Source organism: Streptomyces sp. NPDC048057 (assembly GCF_040653095.1).
In the GTDB taxonomy this organism is placed as follows: domain Bacteria; phylum Actinomycetota; class Actinomycetes; order Streptomycetales; family Streptomycetaceae; genus Streptomyces.
In genome coordinates this window covers 46,880-73,707 of sequence record NZ_JBEZNF010000034.1, presented here as the reverse complement: position 1 = coordinate 73,707, position 26,828 = coordinate 46,880, and the positions used below count along the sequence as shown (strand labels likewise).

The window sequence follows — 26,828 nt, the reverse complement described above, 5'->3', positions numbered from 1 at the left end:
AGCGGGCGAGCGGTCGCACGGCGCCGGGGGTGGTGCCCCGGGGACGGCGTCCGGCGGCGGCGCTGCGGTAGCCCCACCGCGCCTGCCGCCGGGCCGGAGGAACTATCCGCCCATGGCGTCTATCAGGCTCTTGGGACGCATGTCGGTCCAGTTCTCCTCGACGTAGTCGAGGCAGGACTGGCGGTCCGCCTCACCGTGCTTGACGGTCCAGCCGGCGGGCACGTCCGCGAAGGACGGCCAGAGGGAGTGCTGACCCTCGTCGTTCACCAGGACGTAGAAGGTCCCGTTCGGGTCGTCGAAGGGGTTGGTCATCTGCGAGCTCCTTCTCGTACGGGCACAACCTGCACCCTCATCCAACACATGGACACGGGTGTTGCCAATGGGTCGGGTGATGCACGGCGCGCTCTACACCCTCGGTGCCCTGACGGTGCCGGTCTCAGCGGACTTTTCTGACCGTACCCCTGATCACCTGGTGATATGCCGAGTGGAGCGGTGCCGGGCGGGCCCGCGGGATCGGCGGGCCCGCCCTGAGCATCAGAAGCCGAACTCCGTCGGGGAGAGACCGAGCGCGGCGCAGACCTCGCGCAGCACCTGGTCCTCGGCGGGCGCGATGTAACCGTCGGCGCCGGCCACCACGATGCCGGTCTGGACCACGGCGCGGGCCTCGGCGGGCTTCTTGGCCGCCTTGGCCACCTCCTGCATCGCCTCCGCCTTGCCCCGGGCGAAGTCGGCCGCGAGCAGGTCCACGTGCTTGTTGAACCGGGTGCGGAGCTGGTCCGGCGGGAAGTTCTGCAGGACGTCGTTGGAGAGGATCAGCGATTCCAGCTGCTGCCGCTCGCTCGGGTCCACATAGCCGTCCGCTGCGGCCACCAGGGCGCACACGGCCATGCTGGCATCCCGGAAGGCGCCACTCTTCAACTCGGTCTTGAGCGAGCTGAGTTGGCTCTTCAGCACGCCCACGAGCTGGGCCTTCGAGCCGCCGCTGCTCCGGGACGCACCGGGAGCACCATGAGCGCCATGGGCACCGGGAGCACTGGGAGCACCGGGAGCACCGGAAGAAGAGCGGGCTCCCTGGGCCTGCTGCAAGGACGCCTTGGCCTGGTCCTTGATCCGATCAAACATCCCCACGCGTGCCACCTCGGCTTTGTCCGTCGTTCGTCATCGGGCGCACTTCGGTCGCCCGCTCGCTGGGTCAACGTGCGGGCCGGCCACAAAAGTTCCGCCCCCTTCTCCGACCGGGACCCGTGGCCCCTCTTCCTGCGGTCGTCAGCCGGTCAGCAGCGCCTCCAGTGCCTCGGCCGTCTCCGGGTGCCGGTCCAGCAGCAGCGCGCCCCGCTCCGTCGCCGAAGCCCCTTCGGCCGGGGTCAGCCACGTACCGTCCCAGCCGAGCAGGTCCGCCACCGCGTCGCAGGTCGCGGGGTGCGCGGCGAGCAGCGCGGCGCCTTGCGCGCCCGCGTCGCCGGCGCCGCCGGTCGCGACGCCGGCCGCCGACCCCGCCTCGGGCTCCGCTTGCTGCCGCCAGGGCGGCACCCAGGCGTCCAACGCCGCGAGCCGGCCGGGGAAGACGCGTCCGGCCTCGCGGATCAGCAGCGGTGCCAGCTCCGAACCGTCCGCCCGCAGGGAGGTGATCAGGGTCGGCAGCCACGGCAGCAGCACCGGGTCGGGGAGCCGGCCGAAGGCGTTCGACACCGCTTCCACGACGAAGTCGGCGAGCCCGGGCACCGGCTCCAGGGCGTGCACGAAACCGCTGAGGTAGCGGGGGTACGCCGGCACCGTCAGGGGGTTGCCGAGCAGTTCGTCACAGCGCTCGCGCAGCTCAGCGCGGCTCAGCCGCCCGAGGTGGCTCTGGGCGGCCCACAGCAGGGCCGTCTTCGACGGCTCCCTGGGGTGCGACTGGGCCACCGCCAGCTCCAGCTGGGTCCGGTCGCAGCCGAGGGAGAGGGCCAGGCCCTCCATGCTGAACAGGAAGCCCAACATGGCCGCCACGTGCCGGGCGCCGGCTTCCTCGTCCGTGAACGCGGTCGGCAGCAGGGTGCAGTAGTGGGCGTAGCCGGTGGTGGCGAAGGACTCGATCCACGGCGGCAGCGTCGGCTCGCTGGTGCGGTAGTGCGCGAGCAGCCGGCGCACCCGGCGCAGCACCTCGGGCGCGCCGTCCACGGTGCGCTCGGCGGAGAGCACGTCCAGTGCGTGGTTGCCGAGTTCGTCGGCGAGGCGGCGACTGCGGAGGTAGCGCGTGGCGTCCTCGACGGTGGCGAGCACGGTGGCCGCGGTGGCCTTCGCGTCGTACGCCGTGCGGCGCAGCCGCTGCTCCAGCACCTGCTCGATGCTGACGCCCTCGTAACCGAGTTCGATCAGGGCCCGCTGGTGGGTGCCGAGGGCGAGGTCCCAGGACTCCTGGATGGAGCGCTCGCCCAGGGTGCGCTCGCCCATGATCGGGCGGGCGGCGCCCGCTGGCATCAGCTGCCGCAGCATCCACAGCACGTCGGAGCAGCGTTCCAGCTCGGGCCGGCCGGCGATGTCCAGCAGGGCCCGCTTGACCCCGCGCTGCTCCAGCTTCAGGCCGAGCGGTGCGAGTCGGTCGTGGACGTCGCGGGCGAGGGGCGGCAGCGCGTCGTAGCCGACCTGGCCGACCCGGTCGCCGCCCATCATGATCTCGACGAGCCGGCGCACGTCGCGACGGCCGGGCACGGTGTCCTTCTCGATGCAGGTGACGGCCGCGTCCTGGAAGTCGTACGGCGTGGGCCTGGCCCGGTCGCGCATCCCGGCGAGCAGGATCGACGTCTCGAAGACGGCGATGGCGTCGGCGGTGGAGGCGAGGTAGCCGTTGCGCCGGGCGGCGCGCACGATCTCCACGGACCAGCCGAGCAGTTCGGCCTCGTCCAGCCGGTCGAGGGCGGGCGGGCGCTGGAGGAAGCCGCTCAGTCTGTCCGCGGGCGGCGGCTCGACGACGGGTGCGGCCGTGGCCGCGGCGGTCTTGGTGCTGCGGGACTTCTTGGTGCCGGCCTGCCCCGTCAGTCGGTAGGGCCGCACCCTGGTCCGCTTGACGTTCTTCGCGAAGACCGTCGCGGCGATCGAGACGGAGCCGGCGGCCAGGCCGAACTGCGCCTCGATCGCGGCGTGGCTGGACGGGATCAGGCCGTGCTGCCACCGGGTGGCGGTGGGGGGCCCGATCTCGAAGGTGTCGGTGCCGTGGACGCCGAACTCGGCGACGCGGCTGGCCGCGTGGAAGGCTCCGCACACGTACAGGCAGTCGTCGGGGTCGGTTCCGGTGGCCGCCAGGTGCTGGCGCATCCTGGTCCACATGTAGCGCTCGCGGTACTCGTCGACGCGCACCCGCTGCGGGTCGCCGGGGGCCAGTCGGCGAAAGAGGCTGCCGATCAGCAGCATGACCTGGCGGTAGGTGTCGTGGTCGCCGTCGCCGAGCGGCAGTTCGACGTACTGGTGCCACCATTCGGACCAGTGCCGCACCCGGCCGTGGCGCAGCAGGTGCTCCTCCAGTTCGGCGAAGCGGGGGCGCAGGTCGCCGATCTCGACGCCGACGGCGTCGCCGTGGAGCGCCGCGTCCTGGTCGGCGGGCGGTGCGTCGGGGTCGCCGTCGTGGGCGCGGCGGTCGTCCCACTGGAAGACGTGGTCGGACGAGCGGTCGACGAGGACCAGTTCGACGCCGGGGGTGTCCAGGGCGTAGGCGATGGCCTGGTACTCGGCGGACGCCTCCGTGAGGGGGGCGACCACCGACAGGGGCGACCAGTCGGCGGGGAAGCCGTCGATCTCCGTCGCGAACGCCTGCACGGCCACCGGCAGCTTGCAGTTGCGCAGTTCGGTCAGGAGCGGCGCCATGTCCTCGCACAGCTCCAGATAGACCACCTTGGGCTGCTTCTCCCGCAGCCGGCGCGCCATCGCGATCGCGGAGGCCGGCGAGTGGTGGCAGACGGGGAAGACCTCCAGGGGCTCGCGGACCGCGCGGTCGACGTCGTCGACGATGCCGAGGAGGATGCCCTCCAGGGCGTCGGGCCCGTCGGCGAAGGTGGCGGCGGCGTCCTGGAGCTGGGTTCGCAGGGCCTCGAAGGTCCCTTCCGGGGCGCCTTCAGGGGCTCGGTCGGCGGAGTCGGGCGCATCGCCCGTGGCGAGGGCGCTCACGACAGGGTGGCGATCGCGTCGCGGCCGCCGTCCAGGAACTCCGCCCAGGACCCGCCCTCCTGCTTGCTGCGCGGCTCGACCACTCCGTGCAGGTACTTGTTGAGGATCGCCAGGTCCTCGGGCTCGCGCCGGGCCAACGAGCCGACGAGGGAGGAGGCCAGCGTACGGGCCGACAGGGACCGCTCGCCGAAGAAGTTGCTGTGCAGGACGGCGTCCTCCAGGACGCCGATCTGTTCGGCCGTGGACAGGGCGGACTCCAGCTTCTCGTCCTCGCTGCCGGCCGCGGCGGCCGAGGCGCGCAGGTCGGCGAAGCTCTGGAGCAGGACGTCCAGCAGCGTCGGCGGCACCTCCAGCTCGATCTGGTGGCGGCGCAGCAGCTCCTCGGTGCGGAAGCGCACGATCTCCGCCTCGCTCTTCTTGTTCGTCACGACGGGTATGCGCACGAAGTTGAAGCGGCGCTTGAGCGCGGACGACAGGTCGTTGACGCCGCGGTCGCGGCTGTTGGCGGTGGCGATGATGGAGAAGCCGGGCTGGGCGAAGACGATGTTGTCGCTGTGGTCGCTGTCCAGCTCGGGGACCGAGACGTACTTCTCGGAGAGGATCGAGATCAGGGCGTCCTGGACGTCGCTGGTGGAGCGGGTCAGCTCCTCGAAGCGGCCGATGGCGCCGGTCTCCATCGCCGTCATGATCGGCGAGGGGATCATCGACTCCCGCGACTGGCCCTTGGCGATGACCATGGACACGTTCCAGGAGTACTTGATGTGGTCCTCGGTGGTGCCGGCGGTGCCCTGGACGACCAGGGTGGAGTTGCGGCAGATCGCCGCGGACAGCAGCTCGGCCAGCCAGCTCTTGCCCGTGCCGGGGTCACCGATGAGCAGCAGGCCGCGGTCGGAGGCGAGGGTGACGATGGAGCGTTCGACGAAGCTGGCGTCGCCGAACCACTTCGGCGCGACCTCCCGGTCCAGACCGTCGGAGCGGGCCGAGCCCAGCACGAAGAGCCGGACCATCTTCGGGGACAGCCGCCAGGAGAAGGGCTTGGGGTTGTCGTCGATGGACTCCAGCCAGTCGAGTTCCTCGGCGTACTTGAGCTCGGCGGGGGCGCGCAGCAGGTCGGTCATGGCGAATGCCTTTCGTGGAGGGACGAAGTCGAGGGAGGGCAGCAGGAACCCTTGGGAGGGCGTCGATGCGTCGCCGGAGCCCGGCTGACGGGAGCGGGGCGGCTCAGGTCAGGAACGTCTTCAGCTCGCGGACGAGCTTGCGTATGTGACCGGAGAGCACGGGTGCACCGAGGTCCTTGAAGCGTTCGCGGAACCAGGGGTTCACACTGCCGCGGCCGGAGCTGGTCACGGAGCCGACGGGGATGAACTTGGCTCCCGAGCGGTGGACGGCGGCCATGCTCTCGAAGAGGGGCTCGCTGCGCCACTCGTAGAAGTCGGAGATCCACACCACGACCGTGTTGCGGGGTTCGGCGATCTTCGGCTGGGCCAGGGCCATGGCGACCGTGCCGTCCGTGCCGCCGCCGAGGTTGGTGCGCAGCAGGGTCTCGAAGGGGTCGTGCACCCACGGGGTGAGGTCCAGGGCCTGGGTGTCGTAGGCGATCAGATGGACGTCGACCTTGGGCAGCCCGGCGAAGATGGACGCGAGGATCGTGCAGTTCACCATCGAGTCGACCATGGAGCCGGACTGGTCGACGACGACGACGAGCCGTTGCGGAGTGGTCTTGCGGGCGGTGTGCCGGTAGTAGAGGCGGTCGACGTACAGCCGCTCCTCCTCCGGGCTCCAGTTGGTGAGGTTCTTCCAGATGGTGCGGTCGAGGTCGAGGTTGCGGAAGACACGCTTGGGCGGGACGGACCGGTCGATGTCGCCCACCGTGGCCTTCTCGACCTGGCTGCGCAGGACTTCCGCGACCTCGTCGACGAAGCGGCGGATGAGGGCCTTGGCATTGGCGAGCGCCACGCCGGAGAGGTTGTTCTTGTCCCGCAGCAGTTGCTCGATCAGCGACATGCTCGGCGTCAGCCGGGCCGCGAGCTGGGGGTCGGCGAGCACTTCGCGCAGGTGCATGCGCCGGACGAGGTCGGCTTCGATCGCGCCGAGTTCCGGGCCGATCTCCGGGATCAACCGGCTGAGGTCGGGGGTGGTGCCCCCGCCACCGCTGCCCGTCGGTGCGGCGTCCCGGCCCGCGGCGCGGGCGCCGCGCAGTCCGCCGCGCGGGCAGCCGAAGGCGAGTTCGAGCCACCCGGCGTCGGACTGCCAGCGGGCCAGCTGTCCGGCGGTGACCGTGCCGGAGTCCTGGGCGAAGACGTTCAGGAGGACCTTGGAGACCAGGGCCGCACGCCGCACCTCCGCGGCCCGGTCGCGCTCCCCTTCGCCGTCCGGCGTCGGGTTCATCAGCCCGTTGAACTCGGCGGCCAGCTCGGGGTGGCGCTGCACGACCGAGTCGACGGACGCCTGTGGGTCCAGCAGCGCGGGCGGCAGCTCGACGTCTTCGACGACGGCGAGGCTGGCCGACTCCAGTGCGGCCTGCTCCTCCGGGTCGAAGAGGCGGGCGAGCAGCCGCCAGTAGAGGACCTGGCGACGGTTGTCGTGGAAGTCGTGTGCGTCCTGGTGTGCCTGCGGCGTCGCCAGGGTGTCGGTCGACCCGGGCTCCTGTTCGGTGCCGGCCGCTCCGACGTGCGCGCCGGTCTGGTGCTCCGTCATTTCCGCAGCAGCCTTCCCGCGCGCTCGCGCAACACCGCCACGGCGTCGGTCGCGGCCTTCTCTGCCTTGGCGCCGACCTTGTCCGTCGTGCCACCGGCCCACCCACCGGCGTGCAGTACGACGGCCTTCTTCCGTACGGTCGCCTCCACGGCCAGGGGTTGGACGCGGAACCGGCCGGCGTCCCACCGCAGCAGCCCGATGCAGGCGCCGGAAGCCGCGACGGCCTCCGGGGTGAGCGGGCCGGCCGTCGGGATGCGGTCGGTGTCGACGGCGAGGCAGTGTCCGGCGGTGGCGAACTCCACGGCGCCCTCGTCCTTCCGGACCGCGTACCCCTCCAGGAAGACGGGGACGGCAATGCGCGCCGGGTGCCGGTCCAGCGGTGCGCAGGCGGCATCGGTGGCGGTCGCCAAGGCGACCCGGGCGGTGGCGAAGGGGTCCGCGGGCCCGCCGGGCCGGGCGCGCTCCTCGTCCCACACGAAGTCCCCCTCGGCGGTCAGTTCCATGTCGACCACCTCCATGGAGCGGCCTTCGCCGACGGCCGTCAGCAGCGAGAGGTGCGGGCGCAGCAGCTGCCACAGGCCGGCGCCGACGACGGTGTCGGGCTTGGGCGCCGAAGCGCTGGCGCGCACCAGCCGGGGCGGGGTGCCGTCCGCGGGCTCGAAGACGGCGTGCACCTGGGCCTGTACGGCGGTGGCGTGTTCCTGTACGTCGACGCCGAGCGGCAGCAGTCGCCCGCTGACCGGGGTGGTCGCGGGGGTGCCCGCGGCGCCGGGCACCGTCAGCAGCACGGCGCGCGCCCACAGGTCGGCCCAGCGGCGAGCCGGGAACCGCTCCAGGGCGGCGCCGGGGCAGGACGCGGCGAGTTCGGCGGCGAAGCCGTCGAGGAGCGTCGCGAGCCGGCGCGGACCGGGCGCCGGGTCGGGCAGCAGCGCGGAGACGATCTGGGCCGCGCCGGAGACCAGGTCGTGATCGATGCCCTGCCAGCCGGTGCGGGCCAGCTCGGTGAGCCAGGACCGGGCGGCGGCGAGCAGATTGGGCGCGGTCGACTCGGCCGGCGGGCGGCCGGTCTCGGGGACGAGGGTGCGGCCGGTCGCATCCGTGATCCGTGCCACGAGGGCGTCGTGGACGGAGCCGAGCAGTGCGGTGCGCGCGGCGGCGAGCGCCACGACGTGGTCTTCGCCCGCGGTGCCCGCCGCGGCCTTCTCGGCCGCTTCGGCGACCTTGCCGGCCAGCGGCGACCCCGCGACGGCGCGGGCGAGTCCGGCGAGTGCGGCGGCCTGGGCCGGCTGGGGGCGGACCAGCCCGGCGACGAGCACGGCGTCGAAGGCGTCGACGGCCGCAAGGGCTTCGTCGAGTCCTTCGATCTCCGTCCCGCCCCCGGGCCCGCCCAGGACGTCCGTGCGCATCACGCCACCGCCCTCGTCGACGGGAACCACTGCATCTCCGGCAACGGCGCGGTGGTCGGGGCGAGTTCCAGATAGGCGAGGTGGCGCAGGAACCGGCTGAAGACGGGCGCGGCGGCGGCCGTGTCCCCCGCCTGGTGCCGTCCGTCCATCGTCGAAGCGAGCGCGGCGGCGGTCACCTCCCCGTCTCCGACGTCGACCTTCAGATAGCGGGCGACGCGCTCGGATCCGTACTGCACGACCGCTTCGTTGATCAGGGCGCGGACATGGTTGCAGAACGAGTACCTGGCGCCGCCGCAGGGGCGGTTGTTGTTCGTACTGCACGCGAAGGCGTGCGTGCCGGCGGCAACGGAGGACACGTAGACGCGTCCGATGTCGGAACCGCTGGACACCACGCCCTGGAGCCTACCGTCGGCCAGTTCGACGAACGGGACCTTGGCGAGCTTGCGCGGTCGCGCGGGCGGGAGGACCCGCGCCGTGCTCGACGTCTCCCAGGCAGACAACGCACCATCTCCTTTGCAGCACGAAAAAGGGGGTTCCGCGCCAGAGCGGCGGGGACGAGTACGAACTTAGCGGCCACCACTGACAACGCCGCCGTCGCCGGCTCCCGTCCACTGCTCAGCAGGAGGCGAGCGCCCACGCCGAGTTGCGGCGCCACGGCGGGGCGAGGGCGCGCCCCTGACCCGCGAATCCGGGTCCCGGACGGCTCGTCACACCGGGCGGGGCAGATCGGTGATCAGGTCGAGGGCCCGGCGCGGGTCGGTGAGGGTGACGTCCGCGGGCTCCGCGGCGTCGTACATGTGGCCCCAGGCCGCCGCGACGCCACGGCTGCCGGCCGCCGCCGCGGCCCGCAGGTCGAGCGGTGAGTCCCCCACGTACGCCACCTCGTCCGCCGCCGCGCCGATCTCGGCGGCGGCGAGGAGGACCCCGTCGGGCGCGGGCTTGGGCGCGCGGACCCGGTCGCCGCCGACGACCACGTCCGCCGTCAGACCGGCGGCGGTCAGCAGCAGACGGGCGGCGCGCGTGCTGGCGCCGGTGAACACGGCGCGGGGTCGGCCCCGGGCGGCCAGTTCGGCGAAGACCTCGGCCGCTCCGGGGTACGGGGTGACCTCGATGCCGTCGAGTTCGCGGTAGTACGCCTCGTGCTCACCGGCCGTCAGCCGCCGCCCGACCAGGTGCTCCAGGATGACCTCCGGGGTGCCCCGCCAGTACGCGGCGACGACGTCCTCGGCGGCGACGGCGGGTCCGTGGAGCGCGCGCACCGCGCGGACGAACGCGGCGGGCACCGCCTCCGTGGTGTCCAGCAGGGTGCCGTCCATGTCCCATACGAGTTCGTGGGTCGTCATCCCGAGATCCTCCGCAGGGCCGACCGGGCTTTCAAGCCCTTCCCGTCGGCCGGGCCACCATGCGGGTCGGGCGGCCATGCGGGTCGGGTGCGGCGCGTCGGTTGCTTCGCCCGGGACGGCCGGTGATCATCCGCAAGGGGCACGGTGTCGAGGAGGTCCCGGGTGGAGCCACGTCCCCAGCGTTCCCCGTACGGTCGCCGCCGGCTCGGTCCGCGTGCCCGGTGGGCCGTCTCGGCCCTCGCGTCCTGCGCCCTGCTCGCCTCTGCCTGTGCCGCGGGGAACTCCCCCGCGGCGCAGCGGGAGCCGCCGTGTCGCCGCACGTTGGTGGGGGTGGCGCACCCGGACGACGACGTCTTCTTCCTGACGCAGGAGATCCGCAGCACGGTCCGGGCCGGCTGTCGGGTCGACACGGTCTATCTGACGGCCGGGGACGGCGGGATCGCGAACCGCGGGCGCGCGGTGGAGTACGCGGACGGCCGGGAGTACGGGGTACGGGCGGCGTACGCCGAGATGGCCGAGACGGCGAACGTGTGGGAGCGGGCCGACGTGCAGGCGGACGGGGTGCGGGTGCGCTCGTACCGGCTCGTGGACCGGGACCGCGACGCCGACGTCCGGCTGACCTTCCTCGACCTGCACGACGGCCTGCCGGACGGCGGGCACGCGAACAGTCTGCGGCGGCTCTTCGAGGGGCGGCAGTCCTCCGTCGCGGCCTTCCGGGGTGGTGCGCGGTACACGGAGGACGCGCTGGTGGCGGCGGTGTCCGCGCTGATCGGGCTGAGCGGCGCGGAGCGGGTCCTGACGATGGACCACGACAACGCCTCGTTCGCCTTCGGCCTCGGGGGCGGCGTCGACCACAGCGACCACGGCGTCACGGCCCGGTACCTGCGCCGGGCGGGCTATGCGCTCGGCGTGCCCGTCACGGCCTACCTCGGCTACACGATGTCGCCCTTGCGGGCCAATCTGACCGACGGGCAGGTGGCGGAGAAGAACGAGGTGGTGCGTTGGTACGTCGCCCACCGCACCTGCCGGCCCAGCGGCACCTGTTCCGACGTGTCACCGTACCGGGGCACGTTGAAGGAGGACTGGCGGCTGTGGGTGCGCCGGCAGTACGAGCAGATGCACCGGGCGCCGCGGCCCGGGGAGGTCGTGGCCGACGTCGGACGCACCACGCACGCCACCGGCCGGGACCCGGCGCAGTGCCTGCACGGCGACGGCGGGTCGGCGACGACGGCCGCGGTGCGGCTGCACGGCTGCGACGGATCGGCCGCCCAGCAGTGGGAGGTGCGCGGCGACGGCACCGTCAGGCCGCGGCACCGGGCCCGCGCCTGTCTGACCGTCAGCGGCCCGGACGCGGTCCGGTTGGAGCCCTGCCGCGCGGGCAGCCCGGGCCAGCGGTGGGCGCGGGAGCCGTGGCGCAGCGCGACGTGGGCGCGTACGGCCTGGCGGCTGGTGGGCATGGGCGGACGCTGTCTTTCGCAGGACGACCGCAAGCTGCCCGAGCGGTGGGACTCGCGCGATCGCACCAGCCCCGCGTTGGCGTTCGCCCGGTGCGGCACCGCGCCACGGCCCGAGGACTACTGGAGCTGGGCGGGCTGACGCGCCCGGGCACGTCGTACGGCTGCACGCCTCACTCGTCGGTGAAGGAGCCGTGGCGGCCCGCGCCCGATGCGAAGCGGTCCGCGCCTGCCTGCGTCTCGCCGGCCTCCAGGGGCACCTGTCCGTGCTGGAACTCCACCGCGAGCGCTTCCGCCTCGGTGAGCCCGTGCTGATCGCGCACCGACCGGCGGTCGCCGCGCAGGCACAGCTGGGGTAAGGCGGCGATCTCCCGGGCCAGGCGTTCGGCGGCTGCGCGAGACTCTCCGATGGGCACAAGCCGGTTGGCGAGTCCGATGGCGTACGCCTCCGACGCCGGCACCGGACGGCCCGTCAGGACCATGTCCATGGCACGGCTCTCCCCGATCAGCCGCGGCAGCCTGACCGTGCCGCCGTCGATCAGCGGCACGCCCCAGCGACGGCAGTACACGCCGAAGACGGCGTCCTCCTCGACGACCCGCAGATCGCACCAGAGCGCGAGTTCCAGTCCCCCGGCCACGGCGTGCCCGGCGACCGCCGCGACGACCGGTTTCGTCAGCCGCATCCGGGTGGGACCCATGGGGCCGTCGCCCGTCGGACGGACCCGGTTGCCGCGGTCCGTGCCGATCGCGGTGAGGTCGGCGCCGGAGCAGAAGGTGCCGCCTTCGCCCCACAGCACGGCGACGGAGGCGTCCGGGTCGGCCTCGAACGCACGGAAGGCGGCGGCCAACTCGGCCGCGGTGGGGCCGTCGACCGCGTTGCGGACCGCGGGCCGGGCGAGGACGACGGTGTGCACGGGTCCGTCGCGCTCCACGCGCACCGCCGCATCGGCCCCGCTCATCGCGCGCCCTCCCACAAGGGGTCCCGCAGGGCGCGGCGCAGGACCTTGCCGACCGGGGAGAGCGGAATGGCGTCGACGAAGTGGACGGCCTTGGGCACCTTGTAGCCGGCGAGCCGGGCGCGGACGTGGTCGCGCAGCGCCGCCTCCGTGGCCGTGGCGCCGGGTTCGAGGGTGACGAAGGCGGTGACGGCCTCCACCCAGGTGGGGTCGGGCGCGCCGACGACGGCGCACTGGGCGACGGCGGGGTGGGCGGCGAGCGCGTCCTCCACCTCCCGCGGATAGACGTTGTAGCCGCCCGTGACGATCATGTCGCTGCTGCGGTCCACGAGGTGGAGGTAGCCGCGGTCGTCGAAGCGGCCGAGGTCACGGGTGCGGATCCAGCCGTCGGGGGTGAGCGTCTGCGCGGACAGCTCCGGTGCGTCGTGGTAGCCGGCCATGGTGAAGCCGCCCTTGACCCGCACCTCGCCGATCTCACCGGTGGCGACCGGGGCGCCCTCGTCGTCGGTGAGCACGACCTGGGCGTCGACGGCGGGGTGTCCGGCCGAGCCGAGCAGTTCCCCACCCTCGACGTGGTCGCCCTTGTCCAGGGCCGTGATGCACAGCGGCGCCTCGGTCTGTCCGTAGTACTGCACGAACTTGGGCCCCCAGGCGTCGAGGGCGCGCTCGATCAGGGGACGGGGCATGGGGCTGGCCCCGTAGAGGACGGTGTGGAGCCGGCCGAGGTCGGCGCCCTCGGCCCGCCCGCCGGCGAAGACCATGCTCAGCATCGTGGGCACGAGGTTGACGGCGGTGGCGCCGTGGCGTGTGACGTCCGCGAGGTAGGTCTCGGGGTCGAAGCCGGGCAGCACCGCGGAGACGCCGCCGCGCAGCCAGAGCGGCAGGACGAAGGTGCCGCTGGCGTGGATGAGGGAGGCGGCGTGCAGCATCACGTCGTCCCGGTCCGGCGAGAACACGTTGGTGAGGACGTTCGCGACCATGGCGGCGTAGCTGTGCTGGGTGTGCTGGGCGGCCTTGAGGGTGCCGGTGGTGCCCGAGGTGTAGAGGACGAGGATGACGTCGTCCGGCTCGGCACGGACCCGGGGGTCGACCGGGCTGGCCTCCCGCATCGCGGCCAGCAGGTCGAGGTCGTCGCCGGCGGCGGACGGGCCGAGGCTCACCAGGACGAGGCCGGGCACCGCTGCCGCCAGCGCGTGGGCCCGCTCGACGAGTTCGGGCGCGTACACCAGGACGTCGGTGCGGGTCTCGCGGACCATGCGGGTGTGTTCGGGGGCGGAGAGGCGGGGGTTCAGCGGCATCCGGGCCGCGCCGGCCTTCAGACAGGCGAAGTCGAGGGAGACGGACCACAGGCCGTTGCCGGACAGGAGGCCCACTCTGCCGCCGCGACCGGCGCCGAGCCCGGTCAGTACGTGGGCCATCCGGTTGGCCGCCTCGTCGACCTCCGCGTAGCTCAGGGATCGATCACCGAAGGTCAGTGCGGTACGTCCGGCAAAGCGCACAGCGCCCCGGCGGACCAGGTCCACGGCAAGCATGGCCGGACGATAGCGGCGAGGCGCGCTGGAGCACCACCACGCCTCGCAGGCCGTTCCACTGGCCGGGGGCGACCCTTACGGCGCCTGTTGACGGCTCACGGGGGGCTCCGGGACGGGCCCGGCTTCGAGGAAGTGCTGCCGCACCTATGGGTGCCTGGGCCCGGCGCGTGGGAGCAGTCGGTGCGCACTACCCGGCGCACTCCGCTCCGGTCCGGTTCAGTTTGATCCGGTCCGGTCCGGTCCGGTCACGGGAAGAGCATGATGCCGAAGGCGATCACCACGACGATCGCGAGGATCACCATCACGACCTTCCAGGTCGTGCTGTGCTGGGCGGGCGGGCCCGGCGGGCCGCTGCCGCGACCGCGCGGCCGGTCCTCCGGCAGTTCCGGGTTCGGCGGCCTGTCGTGCTGGTAGAACTCTTCGTCAGCCACGGTCATCACCTGCCGGAACCACACCTGCGAATTCGGTGGCGGGCCCTCGGAGGTCGGTCCCCGAGGGAACTTCCTATCGAAAATCCTACTCTTCGGTCCTGCGTCGGGCCCGGCCGGCGATCAGCGGCCAGGGGCGTCACGGTGCGTTCCACAGGTGGTGCACGGCGTACGTGCTCCAGGGCCGCCAGCCCTCCTGATGCGTCGTCGCGGCACCCGCGCGGCGGGCGCCCGCCGCAAGCGCCGCGTCGTCGACCGGTCGTACGTCGGGGTCGCCGAGTGCGTGCATCCGGATGGAGCCGGCGATCCACGCGTCCACGCCGGGCAGGGCGAGCAGTCGCCGTTCCGCCTCGTCCCGGTCCACGCCGGCGTCGAGGCAGAGGGATCCTTCGGCGAGGGCCGTGGTCAGCGCCCGCAGCGCGGCGCGGCGCCCGGTCCCCACGTCCGGCACGTCCAGCACGTCCAGGGACGCACCGGCGAGGTCGTCGGCCGCCGGGAAGAGGTGCGTCAGACCGCCGCTGGGGGCTGCCAGCGGCTGACCGTACGCCGCCACGAGCCGGGCGCCGAGCGCCCGCCCGCGCGCCAGCGGGTCCTGTCCACCGAGGACGACGCGCACGGCGGTCTCCTGCGGGTCGGCGGCGCCGGGGGCGCGCAGTCCGGGCCGAGCCGCGACCAGCGGCGCGAGGGCCGGGTCAGCGGCCAGCCGTTCGGCGACGGCACAGGGGTCGGCGTCCAGGTCGAAGAGCTGCCGCACCCGCTGGGTGGCGGTCGTCAGGTCCCGCAGGTCGGTGAGGTGGAGGCGGCACTCCAGCCATCCTCCGGCCGGCCCCGGCCGCTCGTCGACCTCCGCGATCGCGGGACCACCGGGCAGGCGCAGGGTGCGTCGGTACACGCGGTCGCCCGCCGCCCCGACGACCTCCTCGACGCCGGCGACGGCCCGGGCGGCGAGGTGGTCGAAGACCTGCCCGGCGGCGTACGGACCGCGGTGCGCGAGCCGCAGCGGCACCCCGGCCCGACCGCCGCCCTCGGGGGCGAGCTGCGCGGCGCGCGAGGGGCGGCCCGGACGCGCCGACCGCAGTTCGCTGGGGGTCGCGGCGTAGATCGCGCGCATGGTGTCGTTGAACTGCCGCACGCTCGCGAAGCCGGCCGCGAAGGCGATCTCGGCGGCCTGGAGGGTGGTGGTCTGGAGCAGCACCCGGGCGGTGTGTCCGCGCTGGGCGCGGGCGAGGGCGATGGGTCCTGCGCCGAGTTCCGCGGTGAGCTGGCGCTGCACCTGACGGGCGCTGTAGCCGAGGCGGTCGGCGAGGCCCGCGACGCCTTCGCGGTCGACGACCCCGTCCCCGATCAGCCGCATGGCGCGGCCGACGAGGTCGGCGCGCACGTTCCACTCCGGGGAGCCGGGGACGGCGTCGGGGCGGCAGCGCCGGCAGGCCCGGTAGCCGGCGCCCTGGGCTGCGGCAGCCGTGCGGTAGAAGGTCACGTTCTGTCGTTTGGGAGTGACCGCGGGGCAGCTCGGACGGCAGTAGATCCCGGTGGTGGCGACGGCGAAGAAGAACACCCCGTCGAAGCGGGCGTCCCTGCTGGTCACCGCGGTGTATCTGCTGTCCTCTACCGTCGTCATGCGGCCAGTATGCGCAGCTCCCGACCGCCGGCGCTGGCGGAAATCGGACGCGATGTTCGCCGTGGCAGGACGGACACCCCCTGACCGCTTCCGGCCGCTGTCGACCACGGGAGCCGTCCCCGTAGCCTGATCCTTTCACCGCCCGACCGGTCTTCGTGCACCCGTGCGCATGCCCGAAGGCTGCGTCGGGAAGGTCGAAGGACGGGCCGTCGACAGGTCAACGGGTTCCCCATTTGGGCGATTTCCGGCCAGACCCACCCTATAGATAGGGCTTTCCCCTCAGGATGACCGCCCCCAACGGCTGGTATGCCACGGCCCGTTCGACCCGTGGTCGTAGCGTGTTCGCCACCTCGGCAGCCTGCGGAAGGCTCCGTCAATCCCCTTGAATGACGCCCAAACCTCCCTGCATATGGGGGTGTTGTCTCGACAGATGACCGAATGGCGTCAACTTCTTGTCGTCATCGACGGGTTGAGTAAGATCGGCGCGCAAACGGGAGTGGAGCAGGGCCTCCACCCACCGCAATCACCCCCCACCCTCCCCAAGGGGACCCATGACGACCACTTTCAGACAGTTCCGTCTCCGCACTCCACCGCGCGGGTGTGCCCCTGCGGGCACGGCGAGGAGCTGATGGCCCCCGACCAGTTCCGCCCCGTCTACCATCCGGCCGGCCACGACAACGAGTTGCGCGCCGCCCTTCAGGACTTACGGACCGGTCGCTGGTTGTCGATGCGGAACCTGCTGAACGACACCTCCGCCTGGGGGGCGTGGACCCAGCGGACCCAGGTGCTCGCCGCCGTGGCCGCCGGCTCCGACGCGGTGCAGGCGTGGCGCGCCGAGGAGCCCGATTCGCGCGCCGCGATCGTCATGCAGTGCCGGGTCGCCGTCGAGCGCGCCCTGCGGGCCCACCGCGAGAACCACCCCCGCACCCAGGAGCTGTGGCACGAGGCGTGGGAGGCGTGCCGGGTCGCGGCCCAGCACGGACCGAACGACCCGGTGCCGTGGGTGTGCCTGCTCGCGCTGGCGCAACTCGACGAGAAGCAGCGTCTGGAGGAGCACCGGAAGGTGCCGCCGGGCCCCATGCTGTTCCCCGGGCCGTGGGGGCTGCTCGCCGAGGCGCACCGCCGCGACCCGTACAACCGCGAGGCGTACCACCGCATGCTCCAGTTCGTGTACGGGCGCAGGTCCGGCGGACACCTGTCGGAGGCGGTCAACTTCGTCCAGTGGGCGGCCTCTTCGGCGCCGGCCGGCTCCGCGCTGCTGGTGCTGCCGCTGTTCGTCCGGGTCGAGCGGTACCGACGCGACCGGGGGCACGAGCGCGCCCTCGACCTGCACTGGGTGACGGAGGACGCCATCCGGGAGGCGATGCTGGCGCTGGAGGGCTGGTTCGCCCACACCGACCCGGTCTCGTCGTCGCTGCTCGACCTGAACCACCTGGCCCACGCCCTGTGGGGCGCGGGCCGCTTCGTCGAAGCCGCCCGCGTCTTCGACGCGCTGGGGCCCTACTACACCGCTCCACCCTGGCAGTACCGCTCCCAGAACCCCGGCGACCCCACCCTGGCGGAGGAGATCTTCCTCAGGGCCCGCAGCCGGTGCTTCACCGCCGCACGCGACGCGGGCTACTGACCCGCGCCACCGACCGTTCAGTGCGACCACCTTTCCCCCGGAGGTTCCACCGTGTCCATATCCCCGCCCAGATGGTCGGCCGGCGCCGGCCGGAAGCCCGTGCTCGACGAAGAGGAACGGCTCAGGGAGCTCGGCTACCAGCCCGTGCTGGCGCGCCGGATGGGGGGATTCGGCAACTTCGCCATCAGCTTCTCCGTCATCTCCATCCTCTCCGGGTGCATGACGCTGTACGGCTTCGGCATGAACACCGGCGGTCCCGCGGTGATGCTGTGGGGCTGGGCCGGCGTCGGCCTGTTCGTGCTCTGCGTCGGCATGGCGCTGGCCGAGGTCACCAGCGCGTACCCGACGTCCGGCGCCCTGTACTACATGGCGGACCGGCTCGGCGGGCGCAAGTGGGGCTGGTACACCGGCTGGCTGAACCTGCTGGGGCTGCTGGGTGCCATCGCGGGCATCGACTACGGCGCCGCGCTCTTCCTCGGCGCCTTCCTCAACCTCCAGTTCGGCTTCGATCCGACACCCGAGTCCACCTTCCTGATCTTCCTCGGGATCCTGCTGCTGCACGCCACGCTCAACCTCTTCGGCGTGAAGCTGGTCAGCGTGCTGAACTCGATCAGCGTGTGGTGGCACATCGGCGGCGTCGCCCTGATCGTCGGCGCGATCGTGATCGTCCCGGACAGCCACCAGTCGCCGGAGTTCGTCTTCACAGAGTTCGTGAACAACACCGGCTGGGAGAACCCCTTCTACGTCGCGGCGATCGGTCTGCTGCTCGCCCAGTACACCTTCTCCGGGTACGACGCCTCCGCGCACCTGTCGGAGGAGACGTCGAACGCTTCGGTGACCGCGGCCCGGGGCATCGTCCGCGCGATCTGGGCCTCCTGGATCGCCGGCTTCGTGCTGCTGATGGCGCTCACCTTCGCCATCCAGGACTACGAGGGGACGCTGAACAGCGAAACGGGCGTGCCACCGGCGCAGATCCTGCTGGACGCCTTGGGCTCGAACGGGGCCGCGGCGCTGCTGCTGGTGGTGATCGTGGCGCAGCTCTTCTGCGGCAACGCCGAGGTGGCGGCGGCCAGTCGCATGGTGTTCGCGTTCAGCCGGGACAACGCGCTGCCGGGCTCCGCGCTGTGGCGCAAGGTGAGCCGCCGCACCCAGACGCCGGTGCCGGCCGTGTGGCTGGCGGTGGGCTTCGCGGCGGTGCTGGCCCTGCCGTCGCTGTGGTCGACGACCGCGTACGGGGCGGTCACCGCGATCAACGTCATCGGCATCACACCGGCGTACATCATCCCGGTCTATCTGAAGCTGCGGGCGGGCGACCGGTTCGAGCCGGGGCCGTGGACGCTGGGCAGGTGGAGCAAGCCGATCGGCTGGGTCGCCGTGGTGTGGGTGGTCTGCGTGACCGTGCTGTTCCTGCTGCCGCAGACCAACCCGGTGACGGTCGACACAATGAACTACGCCTCGATCGCGCTGGTGTCGGTGCTGACCCTGGCCACCGTCTGGTGGTTCGTGGCGCGCCGCTCGTACAGCACTCCGCAGTCGTACGGCTCGGCCCGTGAGCAGGCGGAGATCTCCGACCAGATCGTCTGAGGCGTCGCACCGTCTCGTCGGGGGCCCGGTTCCGTGAGGCGGAACCGGGCCCGTCCTTGTGACGTCGCCCCCGTGGAGCAGTGGTCCTGGCGAGCCGTCGGGCCCGATTGTCAGTGGTGCGCGACAGACTTGACGGTCCAGCACCTTTTCGAGGGGGAAGGCCACGACATGACGGATCTGGAACTCGCCGCGGCACAGGCGTACGTACGGCTGCTCAGCGCCACCCGGGCCGTGCTCGACGACGGGCAGCGGCCCGTGACGGCACTGCCCTTGCTCACCGCGCCCATGACCGAGGCGGACGAGGCACTGGACGCCCTCGGCATGGCGGGCAACGAGGCCGCGTTCTTCTCGCTGGTGACCCGACTCCAGCCGGTGCCGTACGACGAGCGGTCGGTGTGACGGGCCGCTCCGGGACCGCTCGAACAGAACTGCGATGTGCGTACACATGCCCCCATTTGCCCGGAGGATCACGTTCCGCCGGGCCCCTCACGTGTTGCCGGGAACGACCGTAAATCGCCCTAGGCGACCCCGGTGGGGCTGACTACCCTCCCGGGCGACCACAGAAAGGACCTCGCTCCGGCGGGGTCGGTGAGGGGGACGCATGAAGAGCGCAATGCGGCGCTACGTCGCCGTGGCGGGGGCCCTGGCCCTGCTTCCGCTGATGACCGTGGCCGCACACGCCGAGAACGACCGACCGCTCTCCGCCGACGTGCTCGCGGCGATGAGCCCCGAGCGGCAGGGGAAGGTGCTGGCGCCACTGCGGGCGGCGGCGGACGCCGCGGCCCAGGTGGGGCGGGACGCCCACGCCGACATCTACACCCAGGTGGAGCTGGCGCCCGACTACCGCTCCGTCCGCGTCTATCTGACCGACGTGGGGCAGGGCAGCCGTTTCCTGTCCGCGGTGCGGGGGAGCGCCCCCGCCGTGGACACCGACCTCATCGAGATCCGCCGCGGCAAGAAGACCCGGACCGCGCTGATGGCGGAAATGACCGCGCTCACCCAACGCAAGGACCTGCCGTTCGCCGTCACCATGGCGGGCGCGTCGGTCGACGGCGGGACGATCCGGCTGGCCGTGGACGACCTCGCGGCGGCGCGGAGCTACTTCGCCTCGCCGACCGTGGCCGCGCAGCGCGAGTCCACGGCGGCCACCCCGGTCGCGGTGAGCGCCGGAACGCCCTCCGCGGCACTGAGCCGCGAGAACGACTACGCACCGTTCTACGCGGGCGCCGCACTCGGCCCCGGCTTCAACGGCCGGTCCCAGTGCACCAGCGGCATCCCCGCGATCAGCACCTGGGACGGTCGTCAGTGGCTGGTGACCGCCGGCCACTGCTACAACGTCAACGACCACGTCAACACCCTCGGCGGCAACTACGTCGGCCAGGTCAAGTACAAGCGGCCCGAGATCGACGCGGCCTTCATCGAGACCCGGACCAACCGCTACACCTGGGACGGCCTCGACGCCCAGGGCTACACCCGCTACCTCAACGGGGTGCGCAACGTCGCGGTGAACGACTTCACCTGTCAGCTCGGCTACAACTCCAAGGTCGTCTGCAACATCCGCACCGTCTATGCGGGGAACGCGAACTGGCCCGTCAACGGCACCACGGTGTGGGGCAGTTACGGCGTGCCGCACGCCGGCGGCATCGTCGGCCGGGGCGGCGACAGCGGCGGCCCGGTCATCACCATCAACGACCCGAACTCCCGCCAGCTCAACGGCATCATCAGCTACGGCACCGGGTGCAACGCCGCCAAGGAGTGCAGCGGCGGGGTGGCCTGGGTCGACGTCTGGGCCATCTTCAACGGGTTCGCCATCAAGCTGAACCCGTCCTGACGACGGCGCGGGACGGGCGGAGCGGTCCACCGCGTCCGCTCCGCCCGTCCCGCTCTCCCGCTGCCCCCGGGGATCAGGAGATCCGCGGACCGGGGACAGCTCAGTGGCTCAACAGCAGCTCAGACGTACGGTTTCCGTCGGTCGTCGGAGCCCAGGTGCGTCGTCGCCCAGCGGTACGCCGCGCGCAGCACCACGCCCCACGTCACCAGCCAGCAGATGGCGAAGGCCCAGATGACCCCGGGGCTGCCGGTGGCGATCCCGGTGATCAGCAGCACCAGCGAGACCAGGGCGGCCACGGCGAGGACCCAGCGGCCCGGAAGCACCGCGGCCAGCACATGGCGCAGTCGACACGCGCCGCCCAGCAGCCGCAGTCGCCACCGCAGCCTCCGGTCCCCGGTCAGCTGCCGTTCCGTCTCCTCCAACAGCCGCTGCTCCCGAGCGTTCAGGTGGTGGGCCTTCACCGCCCTCACCTCCGTACCTCAGGATGCCGGTGCATCCGCTGCCCCCACTCCACGCTACGACGATCCGGGCACCTCGGCCCGTCCACCGCGCAGCGCCCGGCCGTCACTCCGCGTGCAGCACTGCGGCGCCGGCGAAGCGGCCCGCCGCCAGGTCCGCGAGGGCCTGGTCGGCCCGTGCCATCGGGTACCGCTGGACGTGGACCCGCGGCCGGTGCCGGGCCGCCTCCGCCAGATAGGCGCGGCCGTCCTCCCGGGTGTTCGCCGTGACGCTGCGCAGCGTCCGTTCCTGGAACAGGTGCCGCTGGTAGGAGAGGGCGGGCACGTCGGTGAGGTGGATGCCGGCGACGGACAGGGTGCCGCCGCGGTCCAGCGCGGCGAGGGCCACCGGGACCAGGTCGCCGACCGGGGCGAAGAGGATCGCCGCGTCCAGCGGTTCGGGCGGGGCGTCCCGCGGGCCGCGCGCGGAGGCCGCGCCGAGGGCGAGCGCGAGGTCCCGGGCGGCCCCGCCGCGGGTCAGGACGTGGACGGTGGCGCCCCGGGCGATGGCGAGTTGGGCCGTCAGATGGGCGGACGCCCCGAACCCGTAGATCCCGAGCCGGCCCCCGGCGGGCAACTCGGCGCGGTTGAGGGCCCGGTATCCGATGATGCCGGCGCACAGCCAGGGCGCGATCTCCTCGTCGGGCACATCCTCGGGAAGGTGGTAGGCGTAGCGCGCGTCGGCCACCGCGTGCCGGGCGTATCCGCCGTGCAGGTCCCAGCCGGTGTAGCGGGACCGGGGGCACAGGTTCTCCCGTCCGGTGCGGCAGTACGGGCAGGTGCCGCAGGTGCCGGCGAGCCACGCCACGCCCACGCGGTCGCCCGGTGCGAAGCCGCGTACGGCGTCCCCGCCCGCGACCACCCGTCCCACGACCTCGTGTCCCGGGGTGCACTGCTCGACGTGCGGGGCGAGGTCGCCCTCGGCGAGGTGGAGGTCGGTCCGACAGACCCCGCAGGCGCTGACCTCGACCAGCAGGTCGTCCGGGCCCGGGGCGGCGAGCGGGCGGCGCACGCGGCGCAGCGGGTGTTCGGCGGCCGGCGCGGGCCGGTCGACGACCCACGCGACGGTGGAGTCGGGTAGGAGTGCGGCCATGGCGTCACCTCCGCCCCCCGGCGGCTCTCCCCCCAGTCGAGCACAGGGGCGCAGCGCCGGCCAGTACGGGCGGTGGCGGCGGCTTCGTCCGGTGGCCCTCACCCCGGCGTCGTGGGCTCCCGCACCGCCGTGCCGAGCACGCCGACCACCACCTTGCGGACGTCCGAGGGCTGCGGCGCGGCCCCGGTCCGGTCGGCGAAGAGCAGGTGTCCGGCGCCGATCAGGGTGGGGGCGAGGACGTCGACGTCGGCGGCGGGTTCGATCCGGCCGTGGCCGCGCTCGGCTTCCAGATGGGCGGCGATCGCGGCGGTGGCCTCGGTCAGCAGCGGGACGCCCGTCGGCGCGTCCGCGCGCAGCCGGGCGCGCAGGCCGTCGCGGGAGGTGACCAGGGCGACCAGGGCCACCGCGACGGGGCCGAAGACCTCGGTCAGCACCGTCGTGAGGTGGTCGACGACCGAGCCGGTTCCGGCCGTCGCGCGCAGGGCGGCGGCCCGCTCCCGGACGCGGTCGGTCCGGTCCCGGACGAGGTCGGCGAGGAAGGCGTCGAAGTCGGCGAAGTGCCGGTGCAGGACGCCCTTGGCGCAGCCGGCCTCCTCGGTGACGGCCCGACTGGTCAGGGCGTTCGGTCCGGCGCGCAGCAGTACGCGCTCGGCGGCGTCGAAGAGCTGGTGGCGCGGGTCGCGCAGCGCCACTCCGGTCGGCACCCGCGGTCTCCTTCCGTCCCGACTGGTTTTCGCCGTCGTCGATTGACGAGTGGGCGCACGCCCACTCAGAGTGGGCAGATGCCCACTATATCTCCGGAGCCCGAGCGCGCCCCGGTCGGCGAGGTCCATCAGCAGCGCGCGGTGGCCCGGTCCTTCGGTGTCGACGCCACCCGTTACGACCGTGCCCGGCCCCGCTACCCGGACGCCCTGGTGCACCGGATCCTCGATCTGGTCGCTGCCGCCGGTCCCCCGCGCGTCCTCGACGTCGGCTGCGGCACCGGCATCGTCGCCCGGCAGTTCCTGGACGCCGGCTGCGACGTGCTCGGGGTCGAGCCCGACCCCCGCATGGCCGACCTGGCCAGGCGGTCGAAGATCACGGTGGAGGAAGCGGCGTTCGAGGACTGGGACCCGGCCGGGCGGACGTACGACGCGGTCGTCGCCGGCCAGGCGTGGCACTGGGTCGACCCGGTCGCGGGCGCCGCCCGGGCCGCGCGCGCCCTGCGGCCCGGCGGGCTGTTGGCGCCGTTCTGGAACGCCTTCGAGCTCCCGCCGGACCTGGCGGACGCGGTCACCGAGGTCTGCCGACGGGCGCTGCCGGACGCCCCCTTCGACGTACGGGCTCTCGGGCGGGGCACGGCGGACGGGTACGGGACCCTGCTCTCCGGCGCCGTGGACGGGATCCGGGCGACCGGCGCCTTCGAGGAGCCGCAGCAGTGGCGACACGACTGGGAGCTGACGTACACCTGCGACGCCTGGCTGGACCAACTGCCGACCCAGGGCGCCTTCACCCGGCTCCCCGCGCCCGCGCTGGCCGCCGTGCTGGAGGGGGTCGGCGCCGCCGTCGACGCACGGGGCGGACGCTTCACGATGCGGTACGCCACGGTGGCGGTGACGGCCCGGGCCCGGAGCGACGGCTGACGCCGTCCCCGGCGCTCACCCGTCGGTGCGACTCAGGGGTACGCCGCATCGGCGCGGGGAATCACCTCCGGTGGCCGGGCCCGCACGCCGGGCCCGACGGTACCGCGGCGGCACCATCGCGCCGCCGTGTGCCGATTCACCGCGAAGGAGCCGGTGCCATGGACCCTCAAAGACCCTTAGTGCTCGATCCGACCGCTGCCGACCGTCGCGGCGAGGACGCCGCCCTGCGCCAGCGCGGCCCCCTGACGCGCGTCGACGTCCTCGGGGAGAAGGTGTGGGCGGTCAGCGACCGCGCGCTGTTGAAGCGGCTGCTGATGGACGGCCGCATCTCCAAGGACGCCGTGCGGCACTGGCCGCGCTATCCGCACGAGACGCAGGACTGGCCGCTGAACCTGTGGGTCGGGGTGCGGAACATGTTCACCGCGTACGGCGACGACCACCGGCGTCTGCGCCGGCTGATCTCCCCGGCCTTCGCGGGCCGCCGGATCGCCGCTCTCGCGCCCCGCATCGAGGCGATCGCCGCCGACCTCCTCGACGGCCTCGCCGCCGTGCCCGCCGGGTCGGTCGTGGATCTGCGCGAGCGCTTCGCCGCCCCGCTGCCGATCCGGGTGATCAGCCACCTCCTCGGCCTGCCCGAGGACCGGGCCACCGGCTTCCGCAGCAGGGTCGACGGCGTCTTCGACAGCACCATCACCGGAGCGGAGGCCGAGGCCAACGCGCGGGCCTTCCGGGCGACGCTGGCGGAGCTGATCGACGAGAAGCGCGAGAGCCCCGGCGACGACCTCACCACCCGTCTGATCGACGCCCGGGACACCGAGGGCGACGGCACGGGGCTGAGCGACGACGAGCTGGTGGACAGCCTCATGCTGATGGTCAGCGCCGGCTACGAGACCACGATCAATCTGATCGACCACGCGCTCGTCGCCCTGCTCACCCACCCCGAGCAGCGCTCCGCGCTCCTCACGGGCGCGGTGTCCTACGACGACGTGGTGGAGGAGACCCTGCGCTGGCAGGCCCCGGTCCCCTTCCTGCCGATGCGGTTCGCCACGGTGGACATCGAGCTGCCCGAGGGCGTCACGATCCGGGCGGGCGAGGCCGTTCTCGCCGCGTACAGCGCGGCGAACACCCACCCTGACGTGTACGGGCCGGACGCGGACCGCTTCGACCCCGCCCGCTCCGACCGCTCCCATCTGACGTTCGGGCACGGGGTCCACGTCTGCCTCGGCGCCGCCCTGGCACGGCTGGAGGGCGTCATCGCCCTACGGGCGGTCCTCGACCGCTTTCCGCACCTCGCGCTCGCCGTTGCGGCGGACGAACTCCGCCCGATGCCGTCGTTCCTCTCCAACGGCCACCGCAGCGTGCCGACTGTGCTGACGCCCGCGCCGGGCGCATGACGAAGGGGCGCGGCGGGCCGCTCGGCCTGCCGCGCCCCCACCGGGCTCCGGTCGATCAGACGACGGGCGCCGGGTACGTCGGGTACTCCACCCCGGAGACGTGCTGGACGACCCGGATGACCTGGCACGAGTAGCCGAACTCGTTGTCGTACCAGAGGTAGAGGATCGCGTCGTCGCCCTCGACCTTGGTGGCGCCGGCGTCGACGATCGAGGCGTGCCGGGAGCCGATGAAGTCGCTCGACACCGCGTCCGGCGCGCTGGTGTAGTCGATCTGCCGCTTCAGCGGGGAGGTCAGCGAGACGTTGCGCAGGTGCTCCAGCACCTCTTCGCGGGTGGTCTCGCGGCCGAGCCGCAGGCTGAGGATCGCGATGGACACGTCCGGGACCGGGACGCGGATGGAGCTGCCGGTGATCCGCGCGTTCAGGTCGGGCAGCGCCTTGGCGACGGCGGAGGCGGCGCCGGTCTCGGTGATGACCATGTTGAGCGGCGCGGAGCGACCGCGGCGCTCGGACTTGTGGAAGTTGTCCAGCAGGTTCTGGTCGTTGGTGAACGAGTGGACGGTCTCCACGTGGCCGCGCAGCACGCCGAACTCGTCCGCCATCGCCTTCAGCGGCGGCACGATCGCGTTGGTGGTGCAGGAGGCGCAGGACAGGATCTGCTCGTCCGGCTTGATCGTGTCGTGGTTGACGCCGTGCACGATGTTCGGGACGTCACCCTTGCCCGGGGCGGTCAGCACGACCTTGTCGATGCCGGGGCGCAGGTGCTTCGACAGCCCGGCGCGGTCGCGCCACTTGCCGGTGTTGTCGATCAGGATGGCGTTCTTGATGCCGTACGCCGTGTAGTCGACCTCGGTCGGGTCGCCGGCGTAGATCACCTTGATCTCGTTGCCGTTGGCGGTGATGGTGCTGCTCGCCTCGTCCACGGTGATGGTGCCCTGGAACTGGCCGTGGATGGAGTCGCGACGCAGCAGCGAGGCGCGCTTGACGAGGTCCGCGCCGGGCTCGCCGGAGCCGCGGCGCACCACGATCGCGCGCAGCCGCAGTCCGTTGCCGGAGCCGGACTTCTCGATCAGGAGGCGGGCGACGAGGCGGCCGATGCGGCCGAAGCCGTAGAGGACGACGTCGCGCGGCTCACGGCACTCGATCTTGTTCGCGCCGGTGGCGCCGGCGACGGCGTCCGCGGTGAACTCCTCGACCGACAGGCCGCGCCCGTCGGTGCGGTACAGCGCGGCGAGCATGCCGAGGTCGATCTGGGACGGGCCGAGGTCCAGCCCGGTGAGGGCCTTGAGGAACGGCATCGTCTCGGTGACCGACAGCTCCTCGCCGGCGATCTGCCGGGCGAAGCGGTGGGCCTTGAGGATGCTGATCACCGACTTGTTCACCAGGGAGCGGCTGTGCAGCAGGACGGTGACGTCCCGCTCGCGCTGCAGCTTCCCGATGATCGGGATCATCGCCTCCGCGATCTCCTCGCGGTTCTTCCAGTTGGTGAACGAGTCCTCGTTGAGAGTCACAGGCCTATCTTTCGAGCTAGGTGGCGCTCACATGCGGCGCTCACATGTTAACCACACGCTCCTTTGAGCATTCAAACGCCCCCCACGCGCACATCGGCG

General features: G+C 72.8%; 23 protein-coding genes. 7 read left to right on the top strand and 16 right to left on the bottom strand.

Annotated elements, in window-relative coordinates:
- Positions 1 to 102: 102 nt before the first annotated feature.
- The 8 genes from AB0E05_RS31525 to AB0E05_RS31490 form a co-directional block, all read right to left on the bottom strand.
- Positions 103 to 312 (bottom strand): MbtH family protein, encoded by a 210-nt coding sequence (locus AB0E05_RS31525; RefSeq protein WP_361970026.1) that lies wholly within the window; start codon positions 310 to 312, stop codon positions 103 to 105.
- A 222-nt stretch (positions 313 to 534) separates the two neighbouring features.
- Positions 535 to 1,122 carry a TerB family tellurite resistance protein gene (locus AB0E05_RS31520; RefSeq protein ID WP_361970075.1) on the bottom strand — a complete coding sequence of 196 codons (588 nt, stop codon included), beginning with the start codon at positions 1,120 to 1,122 and terminating at the stop codon, positions 535 to 537.
- A 144-nt stretch (positions 1,123 to 1,266) separates the two neighbouring features.
- Positions 1,267 to 4,056 (bottom strand): hypothetical protein, encoded by a 2,790-nt coding sequence (locus AB0E05_RS31515; RefSeq protein ID WP_361970072.1) that lies wholly within the window; start codon positions 4,054 to 4,056, stop codon positions 1,267 to 1,269.
- A gap of 77 nt (positions 4,057 to 4,133) precedes the next feature.
- On the bottom strand, positions 4,134 to 5,255 hold the full coding sequence (locus AB0E05_RS31510) for an AAA family ATPase (protein ID WP_361970023.1): 1,122 nt from the start codon (positions 5,253 to 5,255) through the stop codon (positions 4,134 to 4,136).
- Between the two features lie 103 nt (positions 5,256 to 5,358).
- The gene (locus AB0E05_RS31505; RefSeq protein ID WP_361970021.1) at positions 5,359 to 6,834 is read right to left on the bottom strand and encodes a VWA domain-containing protein; all 1,476 of its coding nucleotides are present in this window, start codon (positions 6,832 to 6,834) and stop codon (positions 5,359 to 5,361) included.
- Positions 6,831 to 8,270 (bottom strand): hypothetical protein, encoded by a 1,440-nt coding sequence (locus AB0E05_RS31500; protein WP_361970018.1) that lies wholly within the window; start codon positions 8,268 to 8,270, stop codon positions 6,831 to 6,833. The genes AB0E05_RS31505 and AB0E05_RS31500 overlap by 4 nt, the downstream gene beginning before the upstream one ends.
- On the bottom strand, positions 8,240 to 8,740 hold the full coding sequence (locus AB0E05_RS31495; RefSeq protein WP_361970015.1) for a hypothetical protein: 501 nt from the start codon (positions 8,738 to 8,740) through the stop codon (positions 8,240 to 8,242). The genes AB0E05_RS31500 and AB0E05_RS31495 overlap by 31 nt, the downstream gene beginning before the upstream one ends.
- A gap of 207 nt (positions 8,741 to 8,947) precedes the next feature.
- The gene (locus AB0E05_RS31490) at positions 8,948 to 9,583 is read right to left on the bottom strand and encodes an HAD-IA family hydrolase (RefSeq protein WP_361970013.1); all 636 of its coding nucleotides are present in this window, start codon (positions 9,581 to 9,583) and stop codon (positions 8,948 to 8,950) included.
- Positions 9,584 to 9,745: 162 nt separating this feature from the next.
- Here AB0E05_RS31490 and AB0E05_RS31485 point away from each other — a divergent pair, with 162 nt between their 5' ends.
- Complete coding sequence (locus AB0E05_RS31485) at positions 9,746 to 11,179, top strand: ricin-type beta-trefoil lectin domain protein (protein ID WP_361970010.1); 1,434 nt, start codon at positions 9,746 to 9,748, stop codon at positions 11,177 to 11,179.
- Between the two features lie 31 nt (positions 11,180 to 11,210).
- Here AB0E05_RS31485 and AB0E05_RS31480 read toward each other — a convergent pair whose 3' ends face one another.
- From AB0E05_RS31480 to AB0E05_RS31465, 4 genes are all read right to left on the bottom strand, one after another.
- Positions 11,211 to 11,996: a crotonase/enoyl-CoA hydratase family protein gene (locus tag AB0E05_RS31480; protein ID WP_361970007.1), complete on the bottom strand. Its 786-nt coding sequence runs from the start codon at positions 11,994 to 11,996 to the stop codon at positions 11,211 to 11,213.
- A complete protein-coding gene (locus AB0E05_RS31475; RefSeq protein WP_361970004.1) occupies positions 11,993 to 13,525 on the bottom strand; it encodes an AMP-binding protein in 1,533 nt (510 codons plus the stop codon). Before AB0E05_RS31475 ends, AB0E05_RS31480 begins: the two co-directional genes overlap by 4 nt.
- A gap of 245 nt (positions 13,526 to 13,770) precedes the next feature.
- On the bottom strand, positions 13,771 to 13,956 hold the full coding sequence (locus tag AB0E05_RS31470) for a hypothetical protein (protein ID WP_361970002.1): 186 nt from the start codon (positions 13,954 to 13,956) through the stop codon (positions 13,771 to 13,773).
- Between the two features lie 136 nt (positions 13,957 to 14,092).
- Positions 14,093 to 15,574 carry an AlkA N-terminal domain-containing protein gene (locus AB0E05_RS31465; protein WP_361969999.1) on the bottom strand — a complete coding sequence of 494 codons (1,482 nt, stop codon included), beginning with the start codon at positions 15,572 to 15,574 and terminating at the stop codon, positions 14,093 to 14,095.
- Positions 15,575 to 16,202: 628 nt separating this feature from the next.
- Here AB0E05_RS31465 and AB0E05_RS31460 point away from each other — a divergent pair.
- From AB0E05_RS31460 to AB0E05_RS31445, 4 genes are all read left to right on the top strand, one after another.
- Positions 16,203 to 17,198, top strand: coding sequence for a hypothetical protein (locus tag AB0E05_RS31460; RefSeq protein ID WP_361969996.1), 996 nt, complete (start codon positions 16,203 to 16,205; stop codon positions 17,196 to 17,198).
- Positions 17,199 to 17,249: 51 nt separating this feature from the next.
- Positions 17,250 to 18,782 carry an amino acid permease gene (locus tag AB0E05_RS31455; protein WP_361969993.1) on the top strand — a complete coding sequence of 511 codons (1,533 nt, stop codon included), beginning with the start codon at positions 17,250 to 17,252 and terminating at the stop codon, positions 18,780 to 18,782.
- A gap of 168 nt (positions 18,783 to 18,950) precedes the next feature.
- Positions 18,951 to 19,181 (top strand): hypothetical protein, encoded by a 231-nt coding sequence (locus tag AB0E05_RS31450; RefSeq protein ID WP_361969991.1) that lies wholly within the window; start codon positions 18,951 to 18,953, stop codon positions 19,179 to 19,181.
- Between the two features lie 202 nt (positions 19,182 to 19,383).
- Positions 19,384 to 20,613, top strand: a complete 1,230-nt coding sequence (locus tag AB0E05_RS31445; RefSeq protein ID WP_361969988.1) for a hypothetical protein — start codon at positions 19,384 to 19,386, stop codon at positions 20,611 to 20,613.
- A 119-nt stretch (positions 20,614 to 20,732) separates the two neighbouring features.
- On the opposite strand, the gene AB0E05_RS31440 is transcribed toward AB0E05_RS31445, so the two are convergent.
- The 3 genes from AB0E05_RS31440 to AB0E05_RS31430 form a co-directional block, all read right to left on the bottom strand.
- Complete coding sequence (locus AB0E05_RS31440; protein ID WP_361969985.1) at positions 20,733 to 21,074, bottom strand: hypothetical protein; 342 nt, start codon at positions 21,072 to 21,074, stop codon at positions 20,733 to 20,735.
- Positions 21,075 to 21,177: 103 nt separating this feature from the next.
- Positions 21,178 to 22,203, bottom strand: coding sequence for a zinc-binding alcohol dehydrogenase family protein (locus AB0E05_RS31435; RefSeq protein ID WP_361969983.1), 1,026 nt, complete (start codon positions 22,201 to 22,203; stop codon positions 21,178 to 21,180).
- A gap of 98 nt (positions 22,204 to 22,301) precedes the next feature.
- Complete coding sequence (locus AB0E05_RS31430; RefSeq protein ID WP_361969980.1) at positions 22,302 to 22,907, bottom strand: TetR/AcrR family transcriptional regulator; 606 nt, start codon at positions 22,905 to 22,907, stop codon at positions 22,302 to 22,304.
- 78 nt (positions 22,908 to 22,985) lie between these two features.
- Here AB0E05_RS31430 and AB0E05_RS31425 point away from each other — a divergent pair, with 78 nt between their 5' ends.
- The gene (locus AB0E05_RS31425; protein ID WP_361969977.1) at positions 22,986 to 23,825 is read left to right on the top strand and encodes a class I SAM-dependent methyltransferase; all 840 of its coding nucleotides are present in this window, start codon (positions 22,986 to 22,988) and stop codon (positions 23,823 to 23,825) included.
- Positions 23,826 to 23,983: 158 nt separating this feature from the next.
- Positions 23,984 to 25,219, top strand: coding sequence for a cytochrome P450 (locus AB0E05_RS31420; RefSeq protein ID WP_361969974.1), 1,236 nt, complete (start codon positions 23,984 to 23,986; stop codon positions 25,217 to 25,219).
- A 55-nt stretch (positions 25,220 to 25,274) separates the two neighbouring features.
- On the opposite strand, the gene AB0E05_RS31415 is transcribed toward AB0E05_RS31420, so the two are convergent.
- On the bottom strand, positions 25,275 to 26,729 hold the full coding sequence (locus tag AB0E05_RS31415; RefSeq protein WP_361969971.1) for a glyceraldehyde-3-phosphate dehydrogenase: 1,455 nt from the start codon (positions 26,727 to 26,729) through the stop codon (positions 25,275 to 25,277).
- Positions 26,730 to 26,828: the final 99 nt, after the last annotated feature.